The organism is Nocardia asiatica NBRC 100129, from assembly GCF_000308415.1.
Taxonomy (GTDB): Bacteria; Actinomycetota; Actinomycetes; order Mycobacteriales; family Mycobacteriaceae; genus Nocardia; species Nocardia asiatica.
Genome location: NZ_BAFS01000261.1, coordinates 1 through 23806, shown reverse-complemented (window position 1 = coordinate 23806; position 23806 = coordinate 1). Strand labels below are relative to the sequence as shown.

22 protein-coding genes and 1 pseudogene are annotated in these 23806 nt (G+C 68.5%); 13 read left to right on the top strand and 10 right to left on the bottom strand.

Features of this window, described 5'->3' with window-relative positions; all coding sequences use genetic code 11:
* Both ON27_RS25240 and ON27_RS25235 read left to right on the top strand, forming a co-directional pair.
* A partial coding sequence (locus ON27_RS25240; protein ID WP_157227340.1) for a non-ribosomal peptide synthetase occupies nucleotides 1-5208 on the top strand: 5208 nt, incomplete at its 5' end.
* Between the two features lie 58 nt (nucleotides 5209-5266).
* Nucleotides 5267-5485: an MbtH family protein gene (locus tag ON27_RS25235; protein ID WP_043732907.1), complete on the top strand. Its 219-nt coding sequence runs from the start codon at nucleotides 5267-5269 to the stop codon at nucleotides 5483-5485.
* A 306-nt stretch (nucleotides 5486-5791) separates the two neighbouring features.
* On the opposite strand, the gene ON27_RS25230 is transcribed toward ON27_RS25235, so the two are convergent.
* Nucleotides 5792-7327 carry a helix-turn-helix domain-containing protein gene (locus ON27_RS25230; RefSeq protein ID WP_157227339.1) on the bottom strand — a complete coding sequence of 512 codons (1536 nt, stop codon included), beginning with the start codon at nucleotides 7325-7327 and terminating at the stop codon, nucleotides 5792-5794.
* Between the two features lie 66 nt (nucleotides 7328-7393).
* On the opposite strand from ON27_RS25230, the gene ON27_RS25225 reads away from it, so the two are divergent.
* Both ON27_RS25225 and ON27_RS25220 read left to right on the top strand, forming a co-directional pair.
* Entirely contained in the window at nucleotides 7394-7582 is a 189-nt protein-coding gene (locus tag ON27_RS25225) for a hypothetical protein (RefSeq protein WP_043732901.1), read from the top strand.
* A 6-nt stretch (nucleotides 7583-7588) separates the two neighbouring features.
* Nucleotides 7589-7855: a hypothetical protein gene (locus ON27_RS25220; RefSeq protein WP_043732898.1), complete on the top strand. Its 267-nt coding sequence runs from the start codon at nucleotides 7589-7591 to the stop codon at nucleotides 7853-7855.
* A 380-nt stretch (nucleotides 7856-8235) separates the two neighbouring features.
* Here the strand turns inward: ON27_RS25220 and ON27_RS25215 are convergent, their stop codons facing one another.
* The 4 genes from ON27_RS25215 to ON27_RS25200 all read right to left on the bottom strand — a co-directional run bounded on the left by ON27_RS25215 (nucleotide 8236) and on the right by ON27_RS25200 (nucleotide 11516).
* Nucleotides 8236-9363 carry a S8 family peptidase gene (locus ON27_RS25215; protein WP_051046983.1) on the bottom strand — a complete coding sequence of 376 codons (1128 nt, stop codon included), beginning with the start codon at nucleotides 9361-9363 and terminating at the stop codon, nucleotides 8236-8238.
* Nucleotides 9364-9399: 36 nt separating this feature from the next.
* The gene (locus ON27_RS25210) at nucleotides 9400-9654 is read right to left on the bottom strand and encodes a carboxypeptidase-like regulatory domain-containing protein (protein ID WP_043732896.1); all 255 of its coding nucleotides are present in this window, start codon (nucleotides 9652-9654) and stop codon (nucleotides 9400-9402) included.
* A complete protein-coding gene (locus tag ON27_RS25205) occupies nucleotides 9651-10574 on the bottom strand; it encodes a trypsin-like serine peptidase (RefSeq protein WP_043732894.1) in 924 nt (307 codons plus the stop codon). Before ON27_RS25205 ends, ON27_RS25210 begins: the two co-directional genes overlap by 4 nt.
* 486 nt (nucleotides 10575-11060) lie before the next feature.
* A complete protein-coding gene (locus tag ON27_RS25200; RefSeq protein WP_043732890.1) occupies nucleotides 11061-11516 on the bottom strand; it encodes a winged helix-turn-helix transcriptional regulator in 456 nt (151 codons plus the stop codon).
* 131 nt (nucleotides 11517-11647) lie between these two features.
* Between ON27_RS25200 and ON27_RS25195 the strand changes: the two genes are divergently transcribed.
* Nucleotides 11648-12439 carry an SDR family NAD(P)-dependent oxidoreductase gene (locus ON27_RS25195; RefSeq protein WP_043732887.1) on the top strand — a complete coding sequence of 264 codons (792 nt, stop codon included), beginning with the start codon at nucleotides 11648-11650 and terminating at the stop codon, nucleotides 12437-12439.
* Nucleotides 12440-12601: 162 nt separating this feature from the next.
* Here the strand turns inward: ON27_RS25195 and ON27_RS25190 are convergent, their stop codons facing one another.
* Nucleotides 12602-13795, bottom strand: coding sequence for a helix-turn-helix domain-containing protein (locus tag ON27_RS25190; protein WP_043732884.1), 1194 nt, complete (start codon nucleotides 13793-13795; stop codon nucleotides 12602-12604).
* Between the two features lie 237 nt (nucleotides 13796-14032).
* On the opposite strand from ON27_RS25190, the gene ON27_RS25185 reads away from it, so the two are divergent.
* The 5 genes from ON27_RS25185 (at nucleotide 14033) to ON27_RS43140 (ending at nucleotide 17356) form a co-directional block, all read left to right on the top strand.
* Nucleotides 14033-14518, top strand: a complete 486-nt coding sequence (locus ON27_RS25185; RefSeq protein WP_245560108.1) for a DNA-directed RNA polymerase subunit beta — start codon at nucleotides 14033-14035, stop codon at nucleotides 14516-14518.
* Nucleotides 14484-14843, top strand: coding sequence for a hypothetical protein (locus ON27_RS44360; protein ID WP_043732881.1), 360 nt, complete (start codon nucleotides 14484-14486; stop codon nucleotides 14841-14843). Before ON27_RS25185 ends, ON27_RS44360 begins: the two co-directional genes overlap by 35 nt.
* On the top strand, nucleotides 14840-15154 hold the full coding sequence (locus tag ON27_RS25175; RefSeq protein WP_043732879.1) for a hypothetical protein: 315 nt from the start codon (nucleotides 14840-14842) through the stop codon (nucleotides 15152-15154). Before ON27_RS44360 ends, ON27_RS25175 begins: the two co-directional genes overlap by 4 nt.
* Nucleotides 15155-15759: 605 nt before the next feature.
* Nucleotides 15760-16236: a hypothetical protein gene (locus tag ON27_RS43145; RefSeq protein ID WP_157227338.1), complete on the top strand. Its 477-nt coding sequence runs from the start codon at nucleotides 15760-15762 to the stop codon at nucleotides 16234-16236.
* Between the two features lie 37 nt (nucleotides 16237-16273).
* Nucleotides 16274-17356, top strand: coding sequence for a hypothetical protein (locus ON27_RS43140; RefSeq protein WP_157227337.1), 1083 nt, complete (start codon nucleotides 16274-16276; stop codon nucleotides 17354-17356).
* 134 nt (nucleotides 17357-17490) lie between these two features.
* Here ON27_RS43140 and ON27_RS25155 read toward each other — a convergent pair whose 3' ends face one another.
* From ON27_RS25155 to ON27_RS25145, 3 genes are all read right to left on the bottom strand, one after another.
* The gene (locus tag ON27_RS25155) at nucleotides 17491-18378 is read right to left on the bottom strand and encodes an aldo/keto reductase (RefSeq protein WP_043732867.1); all 888 of its coding nucleotides are present in this window, start codon (nucleotides 18376-18378) and stop codon (nucleotides 17491-17493) included.
* A gap of 151 nt (nucleotides 18379-18529) precedes the next feature.
* Complete coding sequence (locus ON27_RS25150) at nucleotides 18530-19768, bottom strand: TetR/AcrR family transcriptional regulator (protein ID WP_043732916.1); 1239 nt, start codon at nucleotides 19766-19768, stop codon at nucleotides 18530-18532.
* 146 nt (nucleotides 19769-19914) lie between these two features.
* Complete coding sequence (locus ON27_RS25145; RefSeq protein WP_043732913.1) at nucleotides 19915-21156, bottom strand: TetR/AcrR family transcriptional regulator; 1242 nt, start codon at nucleotides 21154-21156, stop codon at nucleotides 19915-19917.
* A gap of 646 nt (nucleotides 21157-21802) precedes the next feature.
* Between ON27_RS25145 and ON27_RS43135 the strand changes: the two genes are divergently transcribed.
* From ON27_RS43135 to ON27_RS25130, 3 genes are all read left to right on the top strand, one after another.
* On the top strand, nucleotides 21803-21985 hold the full coding sequence (locus ON27_RS43135) for a hypothetical protein (RefSeq protein ID WP_157227336.1): 183 nt from the start codon (nucleotides 21803-21805) through the stop codon (nucleotides 21983-21985).
* A gap of 118 nt (nucleotides 21986-22103) precedes the next feature.
* On the top strand, nucleotides 22104-22313 hold the full coding sequence (locus ON27_RS45615; RefSeq protein WP_174377879.1) for a type II toxin-antitoxin system VapB family antitoxin: 210 nt from the start codon (nucleotides 22104-22106) through the stop codon (nucleotides 22311-22313).
* A gap of 29 nt (nucleotides 22314-22342) precedes the next feature.
* Entirely contained in the window at nucleotides 22343-22744 is a 402-nt protein-coding gene (locus ON27_RS25130) for a PIN domain nuclease (RefSeq protein ID WP_083887803.1), read from the top strand.
* 58 nt (nucleotides 22745-22802) lie between these two features.
* Here the strand turns inward: ON27_RS25130 and ON27_RS25125 are convergent.
* Nucleotides 22803-23806 (bottom strand): annotated as a pseudogene (locus tag ON27_RS25125) (AMP-binding protein); the annotation flags it as partial.

Sequence of the window (23806 nt, the reverse complement as noted above, 5' to 3'; positions counted from 1 at the left end):
GCCACGCGCGTCGAGGCGACTGTCGCGCGGGTCGTCGCGAACGTGCTCGGCGTCGAGCGCGTCGGAGCCGACGACGACTTCTTCGCCCTCGGCGGCGACTCGCTGATCGCGACCCAGGTCGCCGCCCGGCTCGGCGCGGAACTGGGCACCGAGATTCCGGTGCGCCTGCTGTTCGAGGCGCCAACGGTCGCCGCGCTGGCCGTGCGCGCCGAACGACTCGCCTGCCGCGGTGACAGGCCCGCGCTCGCGCCCCGGCCCCGGCCGCGGCGCATTCCGCTCGCACCCGCGCAGCAGCGCATGTGGTTCCTCAACCGATTCGACCCCACCGAGAGCGTGCACAACATCGCGGTGGTGGTCCGCCTCACCGGCTACCTGGACCCGGACACGCTGGCTGCCGCCGTCGGCGACCTGGTGGGCAGGCACGAACCGTTGCGCACCGTCTACCCCGACCGCGACGGCATCGGTTACCAGCGCATTCTGGCCGCCACCGAGGTTCCGGAGATCCAGCGCTTGGACGCGGTGGGCGCGCTGCGCGAGTTCGTCTCCGCCCCGTTCGACCTGACCGCCGAAGTGCCGCTGCGCGTCGGCCTGGTCATTCGCTCCGACCGTGACCACCTGCTGGCGCTGGTGACGCACCACATCGCCGCCGACGGGTTCTCCATGCGCCTGCTGGCCCGCGATCTCGCCACCGCGTACGCGGCCCGCGCCACGCGCACCGAGCCGGTCCGGACCGAACTCGCCCTGCAATACGCCGATTACGCGCTCTGGCAACGCGAGCTGCTCGAAGCGGAGGACGATCCGGATTCGGTGGCCGCGCGCCGGCTCGCGTACTGGCGCCGAACGCTGCGCGCCTTGCCCGCCCAGCTCGACCTACCGGCCGACCGGCCGCGACCCTCGGTGGCCTCGCACGCCGCGGCGAGCGCCACCGCGGTCCTGCCGGAGGAGGTTCGCGCCGGCATCGCCACCGTCGCCGCGCGCTACGCGGCCACGCCGTTCATGGTGGTGCACGCCGCGCTGGCCACTCTGCTGGCCAGGCTGTGCGGCACCGACGACATCGTGATCGGCGCGCCCGTCGCGGGCCGCGGTGACGCGGCGCTCGACGATCTGGTCGGCCCGTTCGGCAACACCCTGGTGCTGCGCGCGCAGGTGCCCGGCTCGGACACTTTCGCCGCCGTGCTCCGGCGGGTGCGCGAGCAGGACCTCGACGCTTTCGCTCATGCCGACGTGCCGTTCGCGCGCCTGGTCGAGGCGCTCGACCCGCCGCGGTCGCGGGCCAGGCACCCGCTGTGCCAGATCGCGCTGTCCTTCGAGGATTTCGCGCCGGTCGCCTTGGACATGGCCGGCGTCGCGGTGACCGAGCACGCATTCGACCACGAGACCACCGCGTTCGATCTCCAGTTGACCGTCACCGGCGACGAACTGCGCTTCACCTACGCCACCGACCTTTTCGACGCCGCCACCGTCGAGACCTTCGGCGCGCGCTTCGCCCGTCTGCTCGCCGTGGTCACCGCCGACCCGGAACAGGTGGTCGGCGACATCGATCTGTTCGGCCCGGGCGAACTGCCTCGCGTGGTCACCGCCCGCCCCGGTGCCGAGCCGTCCGATGCCGAGGTGCTCCGCGCGGCCTACCGTGCCCCGATCACACCCGCCGAGCGGGTGGTGGCCGACGTCTTCGAATCGGTGCTGGCCGCCGGGCGGATCGGCCTGGACGACGACTTCTTCGCACTGGGCGGCAATTCGCTCAGTGCCACCCGGGTGTCCGCGAGGCTCGCTGACCGGCTCGGTCGCCGCGTTCCGGTGCGGCTGCTGTTCGACGCGCCGACCGTGCGGGAACTGGCGCAATCGCTCACCGCCGCCATCGAAACCGTCGTTGCTCTGGTGGCGGGCCCGCGCCCGGAACGGATTCCGCTGGCCCCGGTCCAGCGCGCCCTGTGGTCGCGCAGCCGGCTCGACCCGGCTTCGCCCGCGCACAACATCCCGGTCGCGCTGCGCATCGAAGGCGAACTCGACGCGGCGGCCCTCGTCGCCGCGTTCACCGACGTCGTCGCGCGGCACGAGAGCCTGCGCACGATCTACCCGGCCGACGCGACCGGCAGCGGTCATCAGGTGATCCTCCCCGCGGACGCCGGAGCGCGCCTTACCGTCGAAGTGCTGAACGGCCGCGCCGTCGAGGACCGGATCGCCGAATTCCTCGGCGCGGGTTTCGACGTGACCGCCGAAGTTCCCGTGCGCGCGACGCTGCTGCGCGAGCACGGTACCCGGCACGTGCTGGTCGCGGCGGTGCACCAGATCGCGGCGGACGACTACTCGATGCGCCCGCTGCTGCGCGATCTGCTGGCCGCCTACCTCTCCCGGGCCCTCGGCGCTGACCCTGCCTGGCCCGCGCTCGCGGCTCAATACGCCGACTACGCCGTGTGGCAGGCCGCCGAACTGGAGAACTCGAGTGCCGCGCAGCTCTCGTACTGGGTCGAGACGCTGCGCGACCTGCCCGGTGCGCTGGAACTGCCCACCGATCGCCCGCGTCCCGCCGTCGCGAGCGAGCGCGGCGCGAGCGTGCGGGCCAGGATCGGCGGCGGCGTCGCCGGACGGGTGCGCGAACTCGCTCGGCGGCACGACGCGACGCCGTTCATGGTGGTGCACGCCGCTCTCGCCGTCCTGCTGGCCCGGCTGTCGGGCTCCGGCGACATCCCGATCGGCGCCCCGGTGGCCGGGCGCGCCGCGGCGGCCATGGACGAGCTGGTCGGCATGTTCGCCAACACCGTGGTGCTGCGCACCCGGCCGGATGAGGACTGCTCTTTCACCGACCTGCTCGCGCAGACCAAGGCCGTCGACCTCGCCGCGTTCGGCAACGCGAGCGTGCCGTTCGACCAGGTGGCCGACGCACTCGGCGTCGAGCGCTCCCACGCTCGGCATCCGCTGTGCACCGTGGCCCTGAACTATGCGCACAGCGCAGCCGACGCCTGCACCGTGCCCGGGCTCGAAGTCTCGGCGGTCGAACTGGAGCAGCGGGTGGCCCGTTTCGATTTGCAGTTCACCGTATCCGCCGAGCCGGACGCCGACGGTCACCTAGCGGTGGAGCTGGACTACGCCACCGACCTGTTCGACGCGGCCACCGCGAGCGCGCTGGTGCGCCGCTTCGGCAGGCTGCTCGGCACGCTCACCGCCACTCCCGACCGGCCCGTCGCCGAGGCCGACCTGCTGGCGCCCGCCGAACGCGCCGAGCTGCTGGGCCGCGGCGTCGGCGCGCCGGTGCCGCCTCGCACGCTGGCCGAACTGATGGCCGCGGCGGTCGCGATCGAGCCGGACGCGGTCGCGTTGCTCGCGGGCGAGCGGCGGCTGACCTACCGGATGCTGGACGAGCAGTCCTCGCGGCTGGCGCGCATGCTCATCGGGCACGGCCTCGGTGCGGAGGACGTGGTGGCCGTGGCGGTGCCGCGCTCGGCCAGCTCCGTGCTCGCGGTGTGGGCGGTGGCCAAGACGGGCGCGGCGTTCGTCCCCGTGGACCCGACCCATCCGGCCGAGCGGATCGCGCACCTGCTCGCGGATTCCGGTGCGGCGCTGGGCCTGACGATCGCCACCTGCCACGCGGCGCTGCCCGGGGAGCTGGACTGGCTGGTGCTCGACGCGCCGTCCACCGCGGCCAGGATGCGCCGCAACAGCGGGAATGTGATCGATGCGGCCGAACTGATCCGTCCCGTGCGACTCGCGAACCCGGCCTGGATCAGCTACACCTCCGGCTCGACCGGCACGCCCAGAGGTGTGGTCGCGACGCACGGCGGTCTCGCCGGGGTGGTTGCCGCGCAGCTGGATCGATACCAGGTCACCGCGGATGCGCGCGTGCTGCACGCGGCCTCGCCCGGTTTCGAGGCGTCCATGCTCGAACTGCTGCTGGCACTGTCGGCGGGAGCGGCGCTGGTGGTCGCGCCGCCCGGCGTCCGCGACGGTGCCGAGCTCACCGCGCTCATCCGCGACGAGCGGGTGACGCACGCGTTCCTCACCTCCGCCGTCGCGACGACCCTCGATCCGGCCGAGCTCGGGTGTCTACGGCTGCTCGCCGTCGGCGGTGAGCCCTACGGCCCGGATACGCTGCGCCGCTGGGCGAACGGGCGCTCGTTCCACAACACCTACGGCCCGGCCGAGACCACCGTCGTCGCCACCATCAGCGCCGCCCTGCGTCCCGGCGACCCGCTCGATCTCGGCGCGCCCATCCAGGGCATGTCCGCGGTGGTGCTGGACAGCCGGATGCGGCCCGTGCCGGTCGGCGTCACCGGCGAGCTGTACCTGCGCGGCCCCGGCCTCGCCAGGGGCTATCACCGCCGGCCCGGGCTAGCGGCTTCCCGGTTCGTGGCCGACCCGTACGGCCCGGAGGGCGGGCGGCTGTATCGAACCGGTGACCTGGTGCGGTGGAACCGGTCCGGCGCGCTGCACTACGCCGGACGCCGCGACCGACAGGTGCGGACGCGCGGCCTGCGCCTCGAACTCGGGGAGATCGACGCCGTGCTGGCGACCGTCTCCGGCACGGACGGGCGTCCCGCGCTCACCCGGCGCGCGGTGACCGGCCCGGTGCCGCTCTCGCTCGCCCAGCAGCGCATGTGGTTGCTCAACCGTCTCGATCCGCAGTCCACCGCCTACAACATCCCGCTGGTGGTGCGGCTGACCGGCGAATTGGACGCGGCCGCGCTGGACGCCGCGATGGCGGACGTCGTCGCCCGCCACGACGTGCTGCGCACCGTCTATCCCCAGCACGAGTCGGGACCGGTGCAGGTGGTGCTGCCCGTCGCGGCGAGCACCCCGGTGCTCGCGCCCGTCGCCGTCCCCGCCGACGATCTGGACGCGGCGGTGGCCGATTTCGTCGGCGGCGGTTTCGACGTGACCGAGACCGTGCCGGTACGCGCCCGGCTGTTCGCTCCGGTCGGCGGCGACGCGACGGGCACCGAACACGTCCTGGTGGTGGTCGTGCACCACATCGCGGCCGACGAATCGTCGCTGGCCCCGCTGGCCCGCGACGTGCTGCTCGCCTACGCCGCCCGCAGACGCGGCATGGCCCCCGACTGGCCGCCGCTTCCGGTGCAGTACACCGATTTCAGCGTGTGGCAGCGCGAATTGCTCGGCGCGCAGGACGATCCCGGATCGGAGCTCGCCCGGCAGATCCGGTTACCTCCGAATCCGCGCTGGCCAGGCTCGGCCACGTCCTCGCCGCGGTACTGACCGACACCGGCCACCACTAGAACCCATCCCAGACCCCACCGGGAAGAAGGAAATCGAGATGAAGAATCCGTTCGACGACGACGACGCCAAGTTCTACGTCCTGGTCAACCAGGACGGCGAACACTCCCTGTGGCCGGTCTTCGCCGCCGTCCCCGGCGGCTGGACCATCGCCTACGGCGCAGCCAACCGCAAGTCCTGCCTGCAGTACGTGGAGACGCACTGGGTGGACATGCGCCCCAAGTCGCTCATCGAGGCCACCTCCAGCGAGCAGAACTGAGCGCCTGAACACATGGGGCGCGCCGGTCCCGACCCCTGCCGACCGGCGCGCCCCACCCCGACTTCGTGCGCAGGCGATGCCGGACGAAGTCGGTAGCCGTGCCACATCCGACTCGTATACGTGGGCCTCGACTTCGGAGTGCGCGGAGTCGATCGCCGCGTCTGCGGCGTCGTTCCCTGTGCGGAAATCGGACCTTGCGCGCGCGGAGTAGATCGCCGCGTCCGCGGCGTCGTTCCCTGTGCGGAAACCGGGCCTTGCCTGTGCGGAGTGGATCGCCGCGTACGTCGCTCGGCGCGGGCGCTGGGTTCAGACTTCGACGTGCGCGGAGTCGATGACCGCGTGCGCGTGCTGGCGCCATTCGCTGACGGCTCTGGTGCGCAGGCCGCCCAGCGCCGAGTCGAACTGCTTGGCGCGTTTGGTGACCGTCAGTCCCACGTAGGTGTGCGCGTTCGTGATCGCGCTCGTCGCCACCGCGCAGGCTTCATCGATCTCGCCGGAGGCCAGCAGCGCCGTGGCGTGCTCGAAGCGGACCAGGGCGGGCTCCATGGTCTCCGACGGGTCGTACAGCGCCATCGCGTGCGCGGCCGCCGCGGCGGTCTCCTCGGCGCGGCCGAGCCGGGAATATCCGATCGCTTGATAAAAGGCGAGTTTCTCGGGGCGGAAAGAAAAAATACCGACCGAAAGGTCTTCGGCGCCGACGTCTTCCAGAGCCGAAGCCGATCGTGCGATACACCGTGCGAATTCATCGGCATGTCCGAGGCTGGCGTGCGCGCGCGCCGCCATTCCCCACAACCATGCGGCGGCCGGGCCGTAGGACGGATTTTCTTGCAAGCGACCGTCGAGTAACTGCAAGACTTCCTTTGGTTTATCGCTATAGGTCGGCAAATACGCGAGTCCGGCCAGCGCGATGTCCTCCGAATAGCGATCGCCGATGTCCTGCGCGGCATGGATCGCGGTGGCGTACCACATGCGCGCCTGGCCGAAATGCCCCTCGTTGAACAGGATCTCGCCGACCACGTTCGCCAGCCGGCCCGCCGTCCGCACCAGCCGGACCTGCTGATGGGTGGGCTGCCGTTCGCCGAGGCAGCCACGCACCATGCGGAATTGCTCGAGCCCGGTCTGCAGCAGCTCGTGCGGTGGCACCTGGACCACCCGCGTGCCGAGGACCTCGGCCGACTGTTCCAGGAACACCAGGCGCCGTTCGCTGATCGACCCCGCGTCGAGGGTTGCCAGCATCCGCTCCGGTTCGCTCGCCACCAGGTCCGCCGCCTGGCCTGCCAGGCCCGCGCCGATGCAGGCCAGCAGTTCTCGCCTTCTCACGTCGTCTTCCTCGACTTCCTTGTCGAGCCCGATTTCCCTACCGAGCTTGGTGTGCCTTTCCGGCGCCGAATCGGCGCTTCCGTAGTCGTGGGCCGTCGTCCGGCTCGTGGTGATAGCACGCTCGAATCGTTCGGAGACGACGGAATCGACCTCCGACAGGACCCTGTCGAGGAGACGCTGGCTAGCGGCGTGCATCCGGGTTGTCCGGCCGTTCTCCCACAGGACCACGGTGCGCGGTGTGACGCCCACCAGACGCGCGAATTCGTAACGGCTTCGCTTCATCGCCGTGCGAAGCGCATGTACAGCTTCGCCCGTCCAGTCGACCTCCACCATAGGTCTCTCTTCCTCGCTCCAGGCCGCTACAAACGGAAAGTACTCGCAATTACCGCATTCGGGTCTGTTATCTACCGAATCGCAACGCGCACTGTTGAATCGCACCCGGCATCGGGGGTCCGCCCAAACCCTGACGAGGGCGCCCGATGTCCGGAACCCGGCGCACGGTCCCGGCACGGCCCGATCCATCCGTGTCGAGCGCGGTCCGGCGGCGTCTTCTCGGTGCCGGGTGCACTGTTCTTATGGAGGTGAGAGATGGACGTGTTGCCCTCGGATGTCCGGGAGCTGTGGCTGATTCAGAGTCGCGACTGCAGTGAGGAACCGCTCGGGCTGACCTATGAGCGCGCGCGTTTCCTGTGCGCCGTCCACGGCGGGCACGGCGCGACCTGCCATCAGTACCTAACCGCCTCGGCGTTCTGTTCCGGGCAGGCCCCTGGCCGGTGACCGGCCGTGGAACCGCTGCTGGGCATGCTCGGCGCGTGCACCCTGCTGGTCGCCGCGATCGTCGCGGTCGGCTCTTGTCTGTCGCACGGCGGCGCCGACGACTCGCACCGTCCGCCCGATGAACCGTTCACCATCGAACAGGCGCACCGGGTGATGCAGGGCCATCGTCCCTGCCGCGCGGACGCTTGCCCCCGCAAGCAGGCGGCCTTCCGCACTCTGGTCGCGTCCGGCCGGGTCGTCCCCGACAGCCGGGCCGACGGATACTCACGCTGACCGGAAGCCGGCGTGCCGAACTCGTTGCCGGTCAGCGCGATCCGCCCGGCAGCGCGGTTCACCCACTGATCGGGACTACGGCGAGGGAGTCCCGACAGCGCCGAGGTCCTCGTATCGCCGTACGACGGCGGTGCGAGGACCCACCGGTGTCCGCTCGAACGCCGGGTACGACTGTCTGGCAGTGGTTGCGAGTCCGAGTCGATGTCGGAGGGGAACATCTACCCGAACACCTGGCACGAGACGGTGACGCGCCAGACCACCTCCGCGCGAACCACGTCGGCCCGGCGCGCTGACCGATGCGACGGCAGCCGGAGGGCCGATCGCTCGCGACCAGAGCCGAGCGGCCCACCGCACCGTCACGCGGGCGGCCCCTCCGGGTGCTACCTCCCGGCGAGTGCCGTGCTGTCGACGCCGGCGCCGATATCGCGTGCGCAGGCGTTCAGTGCGCCCACCGCGCTGATCCGACGGAAGTCGAGCCCGGTGTTGCGGACGTTGTCGCGTTCGTCGTCGCCGTCGTTGATCGAGACCGCGCCGGTGAGCAGCCAGCGGCGCACATCCGCCACGGTGGGCAGGGTTCCGGTGATCTTCGAGTGCAGATCTTGCAGCAGCAGCACCACGCCGGCGGCGGCCGGAGTCGCTTGACTGGTGCCGTGCTGCACGGATTCACCGGTGTCGCTCTCGATTCCGGAGGACGTGGTCGGTGCGCCGGGGGCGAAGACGTCGGTGGCGCACGCGCCGCCGACGGTCTCGTGCAAGCGCTGCGAGAACGGGGTGATGCGATCGGGTCCGGACGCGGTGACCCGCGCGCCGGAGCGATAGTTGAACGGCCCCACATCGGAGTCGTACACGGCCCCGACGCTGAGCGTCTGCCGGAAGATCGCCGGATAACTCATTCCCTGCGCGCTCTGGTGGGCGAAGAAGTCGTTGCCCGCGGCGACGCAGCAGACGACACCGGCTGCCGTGAGGTCCGTCATCGCCCGCCCGATCGCGTCCGCCGCCAAGTCGTCGTCGGTGGTCCTGTTGTCGGAGGCTCCCAGCGACATGCAGACCGCGGTGATGCCGAGCGCGGCGTGTTGGTCGAACACCCACCGCAAGGCGTCCCGGATGGCGACGAACGACCCATTGCCCGTGTTGTCGAGCACTTTGACCGGGACGATCTTCGCCCGGGGGGCGATGCCGGTGTGCAGGTCGCCCGCGCAGATGATGCCCGCGACATTGGTGCCGTGGCCCTGGCCGTCGGTGGCGTCCGTGGGGTCACCGTGGTTGTCGGCGGTGAAGTTGCGGCTCGCGCGGACCCGGCCGGCGAAGTCGCGATGGGTCGTGCGCAGACCGGTGTCGAGCACCGCTACGGTGGTGCGCCCGCCGTCCACGCCGAATGCGAGACGGGCTTCGGTCGCGCGGATCAGTGCGTCGACCTGGATCAGTTCGGTAGTGCTCGTTTCGCGTTGGAGCGGGGCCTCGACGGGGCTCACCCGATCGACCGCGACTGTGTCGAAGTTGCTGTTCATCGTCGTGTTCCTCTGTCTGTGGCGCTGATTGCCGATTCAGCCGACCCACACGCGCACGAAGGCGTCCTCGACGCCGAGATCGATGTCGACATGCTGTGGGTCGTGGCCCGGGGCGTTCACCCCGATCCGGTAACGGCCCGGCCCGACCCCGGTGAGAACGAATTCGCCGTCCTCGCCGGTGATCGCGGCCACATCCGGCGTCGGCGCGGGAGCGGACTCGAAGTAGACCGACGCGAACGCGACGGGCCCCTCCGGCGAGTCGACCACGCCCCGGATGACCGCCGGGGTCATGCCCGCCAGGCGAGCAGGTTGTTGTACACGGAAGTGTTGATCCGGGTACCGGAGTTGGACGTCGCACCGCCGTAGGCGTGGACCGCGAAGGCCATGCGTTGCCCGTCGGCGAGGCGATACACCGCGCTGCCGCTTTGACCGCCGACGGTGTCGGTCTCGTAGAACACCTTCTGGTCGTTCACCGACGACACCCGAGAGCCGTGATACCACTGCGTGCCGACCGGCTTGTCCCCCGGATACCCGGAGATGTTCGCCGTCGCCGCCGTCAGTGTCGCGTCGTTGTACACGCCGAAACCGAACCAGCCCGTCGTATTACCGAGGTTGGTCGGCAGAACGATCGCGCCGTAGTCGAAGTTCTGATTGCCGTTGACCGTCCAGCCGGTCACCGACCGGAACGCACCGCCCGAGGCGACGACCGACCCGAAGGGCTGCGTAGCGCCGTTGCGGCCCGGAATCACCTGGATCGAGCGCACCCAGCCGTCCCGGCCGGGCACGCCGCTGTTCTTGATGAAGACCACGTGGCCCGCGGTGCCGAGGGTGTGCGGGCCGAGGAACCAGCCGGTTCCGATCCAGTGCGAGCCGTCCGCCGCGGTGATCAGCAGCGAGGCGTGCACGCGCCACGGATAGTCCGCGGTGGCCGTCACCTGCACGCGGTCGTCGTTGCCGATCACCCGCTCTATAGCGTGCACTTCCGGGGAGCCGTAGGAGGCCCAGGCGATATCGGGCAGCTCGGAGAGCTCGGCGAGGCCGGTTTCGGCCGCGGCGCCGGGGACGACGTAGCCCTCGATGTCCTCGATGTCGCCGGCGGCGGCGGAGATGCCGGGGCTGGAGCCGGTCCCGGGCGGCTGGTGCGCCTCTTCGATGAGGGTTCCCGCACTCGACACGGGGGTGTGGCCCTGCAATTTCACATCGTTGTTCATCGATTTCTCTCCAATCTCGAGTGCCCGGCTGGGCTGGGCGCGGGCGGCCGGCCGCCGAGAATCGGCTGAGACATGGCTTCGCCACGGATGGTGGAGACCGGGCCGCGTCAGTGTTGTCCAGGCAATTGCTAGAAGCTGCCGGAGGGTGTTGCTGGTACGACGAGAACTCTTCCGTGGCCCTCTTCGGGGAGCATGCGTACTGCACTACTCGAAATCGATACCAGTAGTCGGATTCGCTCGGAGTTCGCGTCACGAAAATCTGTGAGTAGCGGACAGGGTGTCAGAGATACGCTCCCGTTCGACCCCGATGCGCGCGAGTGCCACTGCTCGCTCAGCCCTCGAATCCGGCGATCGGTGCGGTTACGCCGGCGGCCGACACCGTCCGGCGCGCATCGTCAGGCGCGGCGGCCGTCGGCCCGATACCGGCGAATGATCGGGCCGTCGTGGTGGACCTCGGACAGTCGACGGTGTGGCTGCAACGGGCGGTCAGGGTGCGCGGCGCGCCGTGGGCTGAGCTTCCACCGCGTCGATGGCCACGGGTCGGCCGCAGTCGTGGCAGACGGTCTGCTGATGGACCGCGCCGCCGCACTGCGTGTGCCTGAGGATGACGGGCGGCTCGCCCGGCGCCGCCCAGCGATCGCCCCAGTGGGTGAGAGCCACTATCACCGGTTGCAGTTCGCGGCCCTTCTCGGTCAGCACGTACTCGTGATACGCCGACCCGGCCGGATCGGGACGCCGATCCATCAGCCCGACTTCGACGAACCAGTCGAGCCGGGCGGCGAGGATGTTGCGGGCGATGCCGAGACTGCGCTGAAAGTCCCCGAAGCGGGTGACGCCCCGGAAGAGCGCATGACGAATGATTACCAAACTCCAGCGCTCACCGACGATCTCGAGCGCCCGCGCCGCGGAGCAGTCTTGCGTTTCGTAGGTACGGCCGAGCATCGGCCCAGCATATCCCAAGTGGTTGCATGAAGAAACTGAAGACTGCTACGTTCAGCTGGTTTCATCACGAAACCAAATTCGGCCGACGGCGCGTGCCGAATCGGTGGACAACCCCCAACGAGGAGTCAGCAGTGTTGCTCGAAAAGAAGAACGCGATCGTCTACGGCGCCAGCGGCGCCGTGGGAAGCGAAGTCGCGCGCACTTTCGCCACCGAGGGGGCGCGGGTGTTCCTCGCGGGGCGCACCAGCTCCGCGCTGGAGGCGGTCGCCGCCGAGATCAGGGCGTCGGGTGGCGTCGCCGACGTCGCCACGGTCGACGCGCTGGACGAAGACGCCGTGGAAGCGCACGCGGACGCGGTGGTCCGCGACGCGGGCTCCCTCGATGTCTCGTTCAACGCGATCAGCCTGCCGCAGACCGGGATTCAGGGCACTCCGATCGCCGAGCTGCCGCTCGACAACTTCGCCCTGCCCATGACCACCTATCCCAAGGCCAATTTCCTCACCGCCAGAGCCGCCGCGCGACGCATGACCGACCAGAGGGCGGGCGTGATCTTGACGATCACCGCGTCACCGTCGCGGACGGCGGTCCCGCTCATGGGCGGCATGGCGCCGGCCTGGGCGGCGATCGAAGCGCTGTCGCGGGGTCTGGCCGCCGAACTCGGACCGCACGGCGTCCGGGTCGTGTGTCTGAACGCCGCGGGTATGCCGGAATCGCCGCAGATCTCCGAGGTATACGGCCTGCACGCCGACGCCTACGGCATCAGTCGCGACGCATTCCGGTCCCGCGTGGAGGACCGGACACTGCGCAAACGCTTGCCCACGATCGCCGAGATCGCCGCCGTCGCAGCCTTCGTCGCCTCGGACCGCGCCGCCGCGATCACCGGGGCAGTCGCCAACCTCACCGGCGGCATGGTCGTCGACTGACCCGGCACAGCTCCGCGAAAGTCACCTGATCGGCGCCGGGTTCACAATTGGGCGCATTTGAGACATTTCAGGGGGACTGCATTCCGGAACATCTCCCATAGACGACAACAGACCCCGGACTGGCGCCCGGGGCCTGTTCGAGCAGTAGCGATGTAAAGCTGCTCAGTAGGGGACCTGCACGAAGTCTGCTAACTCACGGACTTCTGCCGTGAGCGTCCGCCGCTTCTCGATCATGCCCGCGAGGATGTCACGCGCAAATCTCTGTTTCACCAACCATTCCGGCAGACCTCGCCGGATCTGTTGAAGTACGGCCAGCGCTTCGGGGTACTGCCGCATCGCCGCGTGTGCTGCTGCGACGTCGAGGCGGTGACGCTGCCACGGCCACGGGAGAGGGTATTTCGTTCCCTCCAGTTGTGCCCCGATCGCCAGAGTGAGTTGCGGCTTGTCGATCACCATGGCGTTCTCCGCAGCCAGCATCTGTACCGTGACCGGGCCGAATGCGTGCAGCAGGCCGTCTCTCGAATCGTGTTCACCGTGGCGGATCGCCATCCCGGCTACACGGGCGAAAGCCAGCGCGTCATCGGCCTCGCCAGGTCGGTTGTCCCGTATCGCCGCTGTGGAAACCCGTTGCAGCATCAGCCCCCAACCGGCGAGATCCTCCCGCGATGCCTTGGAGATACGGCGCGGTTCGAGATCGTCTGCCCACTTGGTTGCAACCTCACGCGCTCTGGCCAGATCACCCTTCCGAATCCACCGCCAGCAATCCGCATCCGCCAACGGCGCAGCTGCACGCAGATCCGGCGCATCATCCAACGCCAACGCGATTGCGTGGTCAGCTGCGTCGAACTGCCAAGTCAGACACATCTGCCATGCCACCATCTGGCGAATCCGAGATCGCAGTCTCCGCGCATCGGTCGTGCCCGAGTCCGCCGCAGAGACCAAATAATCCGCATCGCGCAACATCGGCACCAAGTGCGGGGCAAGCTCAGCGAAGTGACCACCGCGGAACAACGGCTTTACTTCCGCGAATGTAGCGCTGACACCGGCGACGGTCGGCGGCTCGCTGTACTCATCGACCGGATAGATACCGGCCAGCGCCTGACGGACATCAGCCCACAACTCGACATCAGTCACGTCTGGATCGGCGGCGTCCGGCTTCACAATCAGAGAAGAAGTTTCGACCCGGAGCGCACTCGCCAGCCGACGCGCCGTTTCTGTCCTCGTCGACTCCTGCCCGCCCTGCTCGAGCAGCCTGATCAGCTGAACCGATACACCGGATCGTTCTGCAAGTTCGTTCTGAGTGAGCCCACGCCGTTTGCGAATACTGCGCAGGCGGTCCCCTAGTTGTGCGCCCATACGCCAACGGTACGCGGGCGCAACGCACTTCGAGACCGCTCGGAATTAGTAGTTTGCAACACCGCTGCTCAGTACTGCCATTGTGCCCCTTGCTCCAAGCGCAGAACCTGGATTGAGCCCCGACGCCGGGTGCCGCCGGTTCCTCATCCCGGCACCGCCGAATGCCCGACAACGCGCAGCCGGCGGTTCGGCCCCGGCGTCGGGTGCACACCAGTGCATCGAGCAGGGGAGTTGTTCGTGAAATCAGCAAGACAGCTGGGGCATACACCGTTGTCCGCGTGTCAGTTCTACCGGCATGTGTGCGACCTGCCCGCCGAGGTCCAGCCGCCGCATCTGGGACGGATCACGCTGCGGGCAGGGCGGGTGTGCGGGGTGATGATGCCCGCGTTCATCGGCTCGGAAGTCAAGGTATGGATGCACCAGCACGGTCAGCAGGTCGGGCCGGTCCTGACGCATCCGCGTTCGCAGCGCTGGACCTTCCTCACCGGCCCCGACCTGCCGGAGGACATTCGGTTGTTCGCGGAGATGTCACGGTTCGGTGTGTCCATCCTGCGCGCCGGAGAGATCGCGCTGCCTGGTCCCGGTCAGCGGCCCGGCTTGTTCCGGGCGTGGGTACATCCGCCCCGCGACGCCTACCGCCCGCCGGGGCAGCTCGTGGTCGAGGCGATCAGAGGATGCGCCGCCCAGCATGCGCGGCAACGGCGGGCGGTGGCGTATGCCTGACCACAGCAGCACGGCCACCATGCCACTCGGATGCGGCCCCGGCTGTGACCCGTGGATCACTGTCGAACACTGCGGCATGGCCACTCTGAATCCGGAAACCGGTGACGTGTCCTCGGTGAGATGCCCGTCCATGAACTGCTTCGGGCAGATGGTGAAGGTCGTCAACGGCCGCGTGGTCGATCACGATTCGCCGATGGACATCGCGCTCGGAGGCCAGAGATGCCCCTGGATCGGTATTCGCGTCGTATTCGACCCCACGCAACACCCCCAACACGCCAGCAAGCCTGCCGCGCCGCCGGTGCCGCCGCCGCAGGCCGGTCGGTGACCGGGGACCAGGACGCCGAGCGCGCCGCCGCAGAGCTCGACGTTCTCACCGACGTGATCGGCACCCTGGTAACCACCACTGCGGATGCGTCGCGGGACGGGATGAGCGACACCACCCGGGTTCGAGTGATGGCGATGGTGATCTATGAACTGATCAGCAGCGCCCGCACTGCCGCCGCACCACACACCGGCCGCTTGTACGCCGCACCGCTGCTCGACCCGATCGTCGACAACATTCCCGCCGCCGAAGACCTCACCTTCCTGGACCTGCTGATCCCCGCGATCATCGGCCAGCACATCAACCGCACCTGAACCACCCAGACCGCCCCGGCACACCCGCGCGCCCCCTGGTCCCCCCTTTGCACCACAGGGAAGCACGCGACGTGCCGGGGCACCAAAAGGGGGAAGGCTGCGCGGACGGGACTCCGCATCGGTGTGCCCAACCGAACCCGCCCGCCAGCCTTCCCCCGAACCACCAAAGATGTTGCACCACAGCAGCATTCACGCCACGGCGCACCCTTCACGGAGGCCCCATGCCACCCACAGCCGAACCGCGCCACTCCTTACACGGCATGACCTCACCCCTGCCGGACGAACCCGATGTACACCTGATCGTGCGGATACGTGGCCACCACTTGCATTACGCGGCGTGTGTGACTGCGGCCCTGGTGTTCGTCCAAGACGAAGGTATCCACCGTTGCACCGACGCTGTGTGTGTCGCCAGCGGCGCAACTGATCGGCTGCCCCGGTTGCCCTGTGAGCGGCTGTATGTCGAGCGGTGAAGGTTCCGTCCGAGCATCCGCGACTGCGACACCTACGTCTGTGTCCGTTGTTTGCCCGGTGACATGTGCGGGCGCAACACTGTAGTGCCCGATTCCGCGACACCAGACAGTCAGTACGAGGGGAAGGCCCAGCTTGTGGACGAAGAGCAGATCGGTTTCGATATGGAATTCGATGACAAAACCCAAGCATTCCTTGATTGGGTTGCACCCGAACGCATGGAAGCAGGGGTGCGCGCATTTCTCGCCGCAGTAGTCCCCGATATCAGCAGTGATTCCCAATGGTGGAAACCGCCGCTGTCGACCCGGATCATGGAGGCGGCTAAAAAAGTGTTCGGCGACTGGGCCGGGTTCATTGCGTCGGAAAATCGGGAACTGGCCGATGGATTCATTCGATTTCTCGGAGAATGCTATATACGTCGACACGGTGATATCACATGGACGAACAGTGGAAAGTTGGACTCGCCATTGTATCCCGATTTCGGACCAGCGGTGCAGGTGCGCGATACGCATAAGCTCGATTTGATGTTCGAAGCGAGCGCCCTATTCCGGGAGAACTACGGTCCCCGGATGGTGGAGTACAGCATTTCTAAGGCTCATCGCGCGGCATGGTGACATGCATGCGTGATTAGACGTTCCAAGGGGGGGCATCGTGCCCGACGAGTACGACGATTACCGACGTAGACTGTCCAACTACGAAAAGGGCCTGTATTTCGAACTCGGCCGGGCGCGTGAACGGGGTGAAACGCCGGAGCGTGGCTGGGTCCAGCAATTCGCAATCAAGATTGACGACAAAATTCGAAGACTGGATTCAGCCCGCACGGCAGGCCGGAGAACTCGAGGGATCGAGCGCAAGTCGGGGCGGATCAACGAGCAAGAGACACTGAGGCAGCTGAGCCTCGAACGAGTCGGACTGGAATCCGGTCAATTGGCCCATTCTCGATGGGAATCAGTATCTGGGGAGAAAATCCCGCCCGCCGTAGCCGCCGAACTACAGGCGATGGCCCAGGACCTCGGCGATAAATTTCAGCACGTGATCATTTCTCGCGCTGACGCCCTGCGTGCAATGCAACTCGGTCAGTCGCTGGTATCTCAGCAATTGGAGCTGATCCGGCCGTACGAGTTGAACCGAGCCGACCGGGCACGGGAACGGCTGACGAAGATACGCGAGATCATGCGGGCGCAAGAGCGAGCCGAAGGATTCCGGAAGGTGCAGCAGTTCCGGGAAGCCGCCGCGCGTGGCCGAGCGGATTCCCCGCAGCAAGTTGAGCGCGACCGGCAAGCCCGAGCAGAGGTCGAGCGAGCCCGGCAAGCACGCCAGACGCCGGAAACCGAGCAGGCACGGATCGAACGAGAAGCGGCCGAACGGGTGGCGCAGGAATTTCCGGTGCCCAGCCAGTATCAGGGACGCGGAACTCCCGACACCGGCGAACAAGCGGCCCGCGAAGCAGCCGACGCCGCCAGCATGCAGCGCGAAGCAGCCGAGGCACGCGCAGCGGCAGCCGAGAAGGAACGCGAAGCGGCGTCCAAGGCGCTCGATGAGGCAAGGAACGCGGCGTTCAAGGAGCTGGACGAGAAAGGACGTCTGTCGGAGGTGGAAAGACTTTTGTGGTTGGGGCAGGCGCAGCATCCACAAGCCGCGGTGAGGCAGACGCCCGGTCACGCGCCGAGAGTTGAGCGTGGCGGCACCGGATACGGACAAGACCGCGCACGCGGGATATCGCGCGACCAGTAACCGTCCGCCCCGATCGACTCACCGCGTGGTCGGGCTCCTGGTCGGGCGCCCGCACTTCTTCGCGCTTCGTCCAAAGGGCTCGGGGGCACCCGGACTCGCCGCCGTGGGCGCCCCCGCGATCCGCAACGGGCCGACTAGTTCCCAGTCACCCCGGCGACAGCGGACAGCGCCTCGAATTCCTCATCGCTCAGGGTGATTCGCGCGGCGGCGGTGTTCTCCTCGACGTGCGCGACGCTCGAGGTGCCCGGGATCGGCAGCACGACGGGGGAGCGGCGCAGCAGCCAGGCCAGGGCGAGTTGCGCGGGGCTGGCGCCGTGTTCGGCGGAGATGGCCGCCAGCGGACCGCCGGGGGCGGCGAGTTCGCCCGTGGCGATGGGGAACCAGGGGATGAAGCCGATGTTCTCCTGCTCGGCGTAGTTCAGCACGTCCTCGTCGGCGCGATTGGCCAAGTTGTACAGGTTCTGCACCGAGACGATGGTGGCGATCTCGCGCGCCTGGCGCAGTTGCTCGACGCTCACCTGCGAGAGGCCGATGTGCCGGATCTTGCCTTCCTGCTGGAGCGTTACCAGTTCGCCGAGCTGGTCGGCCAGCGGCACCTGCGGGTCGATGCGGTGCAGCTGGTACAGGTCGATCCGGTCGACGCCCAAGTGCCGCAGGCTCAGTTCGGCTTGCTGGCGCAGGTATTCGGGCCTGCCGACCGGACGCCACTCGTTGGGCCCCTGCCGCGTGAGCCCGGCCTTGGTGGCGATCACCAGGTCCTCGGGATAGGGGTGCAAAGCTTCGCGGATCAGCTTCTCGCTGACGAACGGGCCGTAGGAGTCGGCGGTATCGATGAAGTTCACGCCGAGCTCGACCGCGCGGCGCAGCACCCGGACCGCCTCCTGCGGGTCCTTCGGATCGCCCCACACGCCGGGGCCGGTCAACTGCATCGCGCCGTACCCGAGTCGGTGCACCGGGAGATCACCGCCGATGGCGAAGGTTCCGGAAGCCGCGGCGGGCTGCGCGTCGAGGTCTGTGCTCATAGAGGATCTACCTTCCGAAGTCGGAAACTGTGCGAACGCTGCGCGAGCACCCTGCCGGGGCGGGCGGGCACTCCTTTCCTTCTGCGGCAACAGCGAGGGGAGGAGGTCGATTCCCGCGCGGCGTTCGCCAGGAGCGCAATGGGCGCGGGGCCTACTCCGCCGGTCGGCCGAACAGAATCACCTGCATCAGGCGCATCACGCGCTGCGGTGAACAGGCCGGGTCGTCGGAGCCGAAGCGTTCGCCCAGGTCGACCACCAGGGCGAACGCGGCGTGCACCAGCAGGCGCGCCTCGGCCGCGGACAGCTCGGGCCGAACGCCGATCAGCAGTTTCGCCCACTCCTCGACGTTGAGCCGCTGAATGTTGCGCAGCACGGTGCGCTCCTCCGGCGGGACGTTGCTGATCTCGGCGTAGTAGACGAAGGTCAGCTCGCGCTCGGCGAACGACCCCGCCACGTACAGCTCGATCAGCGTGCCCAGCGCCTGCTCGGGCGTCGTGGCGGCGGCGACGGCGGGCCCGATGGCGGCCGACACCCGTTCCGCCGCCCGCCGGAACGCCGCCGTGAGGATGTCGCCCTTGCCGCGGTAGAACCGGTAGACCGCCGAGGAGGCGGGCAGTCCGGCGGCGGTCGCGATGTCCTCCACGCTCACGTTCGGATATCCGCGCTGGTGGAAGAGTTCCACCGCGCGGGTCAGCAACAGTTCGTGCTTGAAGGTCAGCGGGATCTCGCTCGCGGCGAAGTTCGCGCCGCTGCCGGGCGGCGGCAGCTCGCACGCGGCGATCGCGCGGCAGGCGGCGGTCAGCCGCGCGGTGAGCGTCCGCACCGGGATCGAGACGTGATGATCGCCGATGCTGCTGAGCACGCTCAGCTCCGCCGCGGCGAGCACGTCGCGATCGGCTTTGGACAGCGTCGGCCTGGTGGCGGCGAGCAGTGACGTGAGCGCCGCGTTCACGCTCATCAGCTGATCGGCCAGGGTGGCCGCGTCGGCGTCCTCCAGGTAGCGCCGCTGCCAGCGCAGCAGCGCGGCGCTGCGCCGGTTGGCGATGGCGGCCGTGATCAGCGCGTCGAGCACTCGTTCGAGGCGCTGCCCGGCGGGCAGGCCCGTCGCGTCGGGGAGCGTGGCCGCTTCCTGGCTGACCGTGCCCAGCCGCAGCACTTCCTCGCGGAACAGCGCGTATTTGCTCGGGTAGTGCCGGTACAGCGCCGCCGAGCTGATGTCGAGCCGGGAGGCGATGTCCTCCATGCTGACGCCGTGATAGCCCAGCGCGCCGAAAGCCTCCGCCGACGCCGCCGCGATCTGCGCACGGCGGTCGCGCGGTCGGCGACGGATCACGCGTGCCGGTGTCCCGTCGGCCGCCTCGTCCGCAGCGCGGTGGTCCCGGGCACCCATGCCGCGATGGTAGCCCAACCGAATGACCGGTACACCGCCGCTACCCGCCCGATCGATAAGTGAATCGTAAATCACAAGAAAGCGGTGAACCAGCCTTCATATCGCACAACGGTCACGGCAGGGTAAGAATGACCGATCACATACGGCTAGCGTGCCGGGCGGTCGAAGAGAATCTGCTGCATCAGCAGGCGCACTCGGTCCTGGGCGGCCAGGGGTTCGTTGCCGAAGGCGCGGCCCAGGTCGACGACCACCGCGAACGCGGCGTGCACGAGGATGCGCGCCTCGGCCGGCGTGAGTTCGGGGCGCACCTCGCGCAGCAACCTGGCCCACTCTTCGACGCTGAGCCGCTGGATATTGCGCAGCACCGTGCGTTCCTCGGCCGGAACGTGCTGGAACTCCGTGTAATACACGAAGGTGAGGGCGCGTTCGGCGAACGATCCGGAGACGTACTGGTCGACCAACGCGGTGAGCGCGTCCTCGGCATCGGTGGCCGCCGCCACGGCGGGGCCGACGGCGCCGGAGACCCGTTCGGCGGCCCGGCGGAACGCGGCGGCCAGGATGTCGCTCTTGCCTCGGTAGAACCGGTACACCGCCGACGCGGCCGACAGTCCGGCGGCGGTCGCGATGTCCTCGACGCTGACGTTCGGGTAGCCGCGCTCGTGGAACAGTTCGACCGCCTTGCGCAGCAGCAGTTCGTGTTTGAACGAGTCCGGGATCTCCACCACCGCGACCGGCTCCACCGCGCGCAGCGCGGGCAGCTGGGCGTGCGCGATCGACCAGCAGGCCGAATTCAGCAGGCGGGCAAGGGGTTTGGCGGGAAGGGCGGCGTGGTGGTCGGCGATGCTGGTGATCGTGCTGAGCAGTGCGGCCCGCAGCACGCGCAGGTCCGCCTCGGCGAGCTCCGGGCGCAGTGCGGCCACTTGAGCGCCCAGCGCGCCCAGCACCGTGGCCTGCTGCTCGTTGAGTGTGGTCTGGTCGTCGGGCTCGAGGTAGCGGACCTCCCAGCGCACCAGCGTGACGGTGGGGCGGTTGTCGATCGTGACCGCGATGAGCGCGTCGAGCACGTGCCGCAACCGCTGTTCGGCGGGCCAGTCCGCCGCCTCCTCGGGCAGCTCCACCGATTCGGTCATCGCCCGGCCCACGCGCAGCAGTTCCTCGCGGAACAGCGCGTATTTGCTCGGGTAGTGGCGGTAGAGCGCCGCCGAACTGATCCCGAGCCCGGAGGCGATGTCCTCCATGCTCACGCCGTGGTAGCCGAGCGCGCCGAACGCGGCCGCCGACGCGGCGGCGATCTGGGCGCGGCGATTCTTCGGCCTGCGCCGGATCTCCCGAGGTGCCGAGTCGCCGCTGCTCGCCTTCCGCGCCGTACGGCGATTGTCGACACTCATGACGAACATCGTAACGACCTGGCCGTATGGCCGTGCCACGCCGATACCGCTCCCGGGGATGAGCGGCCCCCGGGAGCGGTACCTGCTCTCCGGTACGCCTCGGGTCTGCGACAAGGCGGGATGTGCGTGCCGATGCGTCCGGAAGCCGACAATCCGACGCGGCTGAGCGCGGGGGGCACCAGGAACGCCGGTGCCGTGCCAGATTGTCGAACAGGGACAAACTTACACGAATGTAGATGCAGTACAAGGGGAGATTCTGGAAAGAATCATTGTTTACATAATCCGTCATCGGAGGTTACTGACGACCACCCGGGCATCACCGCGCGGCCCCGTGGTCATGCTGCGGACATTGCCGGGCTCGGGCCTGCTCGCCGCCGGGATCGTAGGCATCCAGGGCAGTGCCGAAGCCGTCGGTCGACAGGTTTTCGGCGAACTCTTTCGCGGTCCGATCCGAAGCGAGCGATCGGTCGCCGACCGACGAACCGCCTGGAACTCACCGCCCGCGCACTGGCCACATCCGATCGAGTCGCATCGCCGGCGTAGTGCGGGCGCCGACCCGTACCGAATCGGTCGGCGCGGCGGTTCCGGCACCGTCATTCGTTCGAATTGGGTTGTACCGGTGCGTCTTTCTGGTAAGGAGTTCGTCATGGCGTTGGCTTTGCGCCCGGTGGACCCCATCCCGGTGCTCGGCGCCGTGATCGCCGCGATACGGCGGATCACGGCCCGCTATCGACTCACCCCGCAGGAGAAACGCAACCTGCACGCCGCTCGCGGCGCACGAGCGGCGGTCTTCACCGCGTCCATCGGCGGGCGCGCCTATCGAAGGTAGGACCGAACACGCTGCATCGCAGCACAACTCGCGACGAGCGCAATCGCGCCACAAAGTGGCTGGCGGTCGCGTCCAGTGGTATTGCTAACGAGATTGTCTTAGATATATTCTTGTATATATGAAGACGATGATCGACGTGAACGACGAAGCCCTAGCCCTCGCTGCCAAGGAGTTGGGAACGACCACCAAGAAGGACACGGTGAACGCGGCACTGGAATTCGTCGCCGAGCGGAGGCGCCGAATCGAGCAGGTCTTGAACGATCCATACGGATTCGGGGTGGGTCCCGACATCGGCGAGGCCGAAATAATGCGCGAGGCTCGTCGTTGAGCGAAACCACGCCTCTTCGGCTCCACCTCGTGGACACCTCCGCGAGTGCCAGACTCGCGCACGAGCCGGTGCGCACGGTGATCGCCGGATTGATCGCCGATCGCGCGGCCGCGACCTGTGTGACGGTGGATCTGGAAGCCGGCTACTCCGGGCGAAACCTCGCCGACGTGCAGAACATCGCTCAGCGCCGTCGCGCTCTCTACGTCAACCTGCCGATCAATGAAACGATCGCCGATCGTGCGCGCGAAGTCCAGCAATTGATGGCGCGCAAAGGCCACCACCGTGCCGCGGGAATCGTGGATCTGCTCACCGCTGCCGTTGCCGAGTTCCACGGGGCGGTGCTGGTTCACTACGACGCGGACTTCGAACATATCGCGACGGTGACGAGACAGCCCCATGTCTGGATAGTGCCACAGGGCAGCCTCAACTAGGTTCGCGTCACACGCGGTCGACAGGCGTGAGTCGCATCCACGCCGGCCGTACCGATGTTCAGTCGCGCGCGCCGGGCCGGACGGTGCCGTACCAGTCGAGCAGGTCCGGGTTGTCCACGGCGCTGCGTTCGACGACGCGGGCCGGGTCGGCGCCCTGGAACAACTTCTTGATCGGCACTTCCAGTTTCTTGCCGGTGCGGGTGTGGGGGATGCCCGGGGCGAGGATGATCTCGTCGGGGACGTGGCGGGGTGACACCTCGGTGCGGATGGTGCTGTCGATGCGCGCCTTCAATTCGTCGGTGAGTTCGGCGCCGGGCGCCAGCGTCACGAACAGCGGCATCCAGTATCCGCCGTCGGGCTGCTCTGCGCCGATCACCAGCGCCTCGGCGATCTCCGGGAGGCGTTCGACGGACTGGTAGATGTCGGCGCTGCCCATCCGGATGCCGTGCCGGTTGAGTGTGGAGTCCGACCGGCCGTGCACGATCACGCTGTGGTGGTCGGTGACGGTGATCCAGTCGCCGTGTCGCCAGACGCCGGGGAACATGTCGAAATACGCGTCGTGGTACCGCTTTCCGTCCTCGTCGCGCCAGAACGCCACCGGCATGGACGGCATCGGCGCGGTGACCACGAGTTCGCCCACTTCGCCGCGCACCGGCCGACCCGCCGGGTCGAAGGCGTCCAGCGCGACGCCGAGATAGGGCGCCGACAGCTCGCCCGGCCACACCGGCACGGTGCGCACGCCGCCGATGAACGCCGACACCACGTCGGTGCCGCCGCTGATGGAGGACACTTGCACGTGCTCGCCGACGTTCTCGCCCAGCCACAGCGCCGAGGACGTGGGCAGCGAGGAACCCGTGATGCCGACGGTGCGCAGCGCCGACAGGTCGTGCTCGGTGCGCGGCACGGACCCCGCTTTGATGCAGGCCAGCACGTAGCCGGGGCTCGCGCCCAGCACGGTGGCGCCCACCTCGGCCGCGATGCGCCACAGCGCGTCGGGAGCCGGTGCGGTGGGGCTGCCGTCGTAGGTGGACGATGGTCGCCCCGGCCAGCAGGCCCGCGATC

Bases quoted from the DNA above. Each gene is read 5' to 3' on its own strand.
- ON27_RS25200 (WP_043732890.1), bottom strand. From the start codon at position 11,516: ATGCTCGGCCGTACCTACGAAACGCAAGACTGCTCCGCGGCGCGGGCG.
- ON27_RS25215 (WP_051046983.1), bottom strand. From the start codon at position 9,363: ATGAACAGCAACTTCGACACAGTCGCGGTCGATCGGGTGAGCCCCGTC.
- ON27_RS25205 (WP_043732894.1), bottom strand. From the start codon at position 10,574: ATGAACAACGATGTGAAATTGCAGGGCCACACCCCCGTGTCGAGTGCG.
- ON27_RS25150 (WP_043732916.1), bottom strand. From the start codon at position 19,768: ATGGGTGCCCGGGACCACCGCGCTGCGGACGAGGCGGCCGACGGGACA.
- ON27_RS25190 (WP_043732884.1), bottom strand. From the start codon at position 13,795: ATGGGCGCACAACTAGGGGACCGCCTGCGCAGTATTCGCAAACGGCGT.
- ON27_RS25235 (WP_043732907.1), top strand. From the start codon at position 5,267: ATGAAGAATCCGTTCGACGACGACGACGCCAAGTTCTACGTCCTGGTC.
- ON27_RS45615 (WP_174377879.1), top strand. From the start codon at position 22,104: ATGAAGACGATGATCGACGTGAACGACGAAGCCCTAGCCCTCGCTGCC.
- ON27_RS44360 (WP_043732881.1), top strand. From the start codon at position 14,484: ATGCGCGGCAACGGCGGGCGGTGGCGTATGCCTGACCACAGCAGCACG.
- ON27_RS25155 (WP_043732867.1), bottom strand. From the start codon at position 18,378: ATGAGCACAGACCTCGACGCGCAGCCCGCCGCGGCTTCCGGAACCTTC.
- ON27_RS43135 (WP_157227336.1), top strand. From the start codon at position 21,803: ATGGCGTTGGCTTTGCGCCCGGTGGACCCCATCCCGGTGCTCGGCGCC.
- ON27_RS25210 (WP_043732896.1), bottom strand. From the start codon at position 9,654: ATGACCCCGGCGGTCATCCGGGGCGTGGTCGACTCGCCGGAGGGGCCC.
- ON27_RS25230 (WP_157227339.1), bottom strand. From the start codon at position 7,327: ATGGATCGGGCCGTGCCGGGACCGTGCGCCGGGTTCCGGACATCGGGC.
- ON27_RS25145 (WP_043732913.1), bottom strand. From the start codon at position 21,156: ATGAGTGTCGACAATCGCCGTACGGCGCGGAAGGCGAGCAGCGGCGAC.
- ON27_RS25225 (WP_043732901.1), top strand. From the start codon at position 7,394: ATGGACGTGTTGCCCTCGGATGTCCGGGAGCTGTGGCTGATTCAGAGT.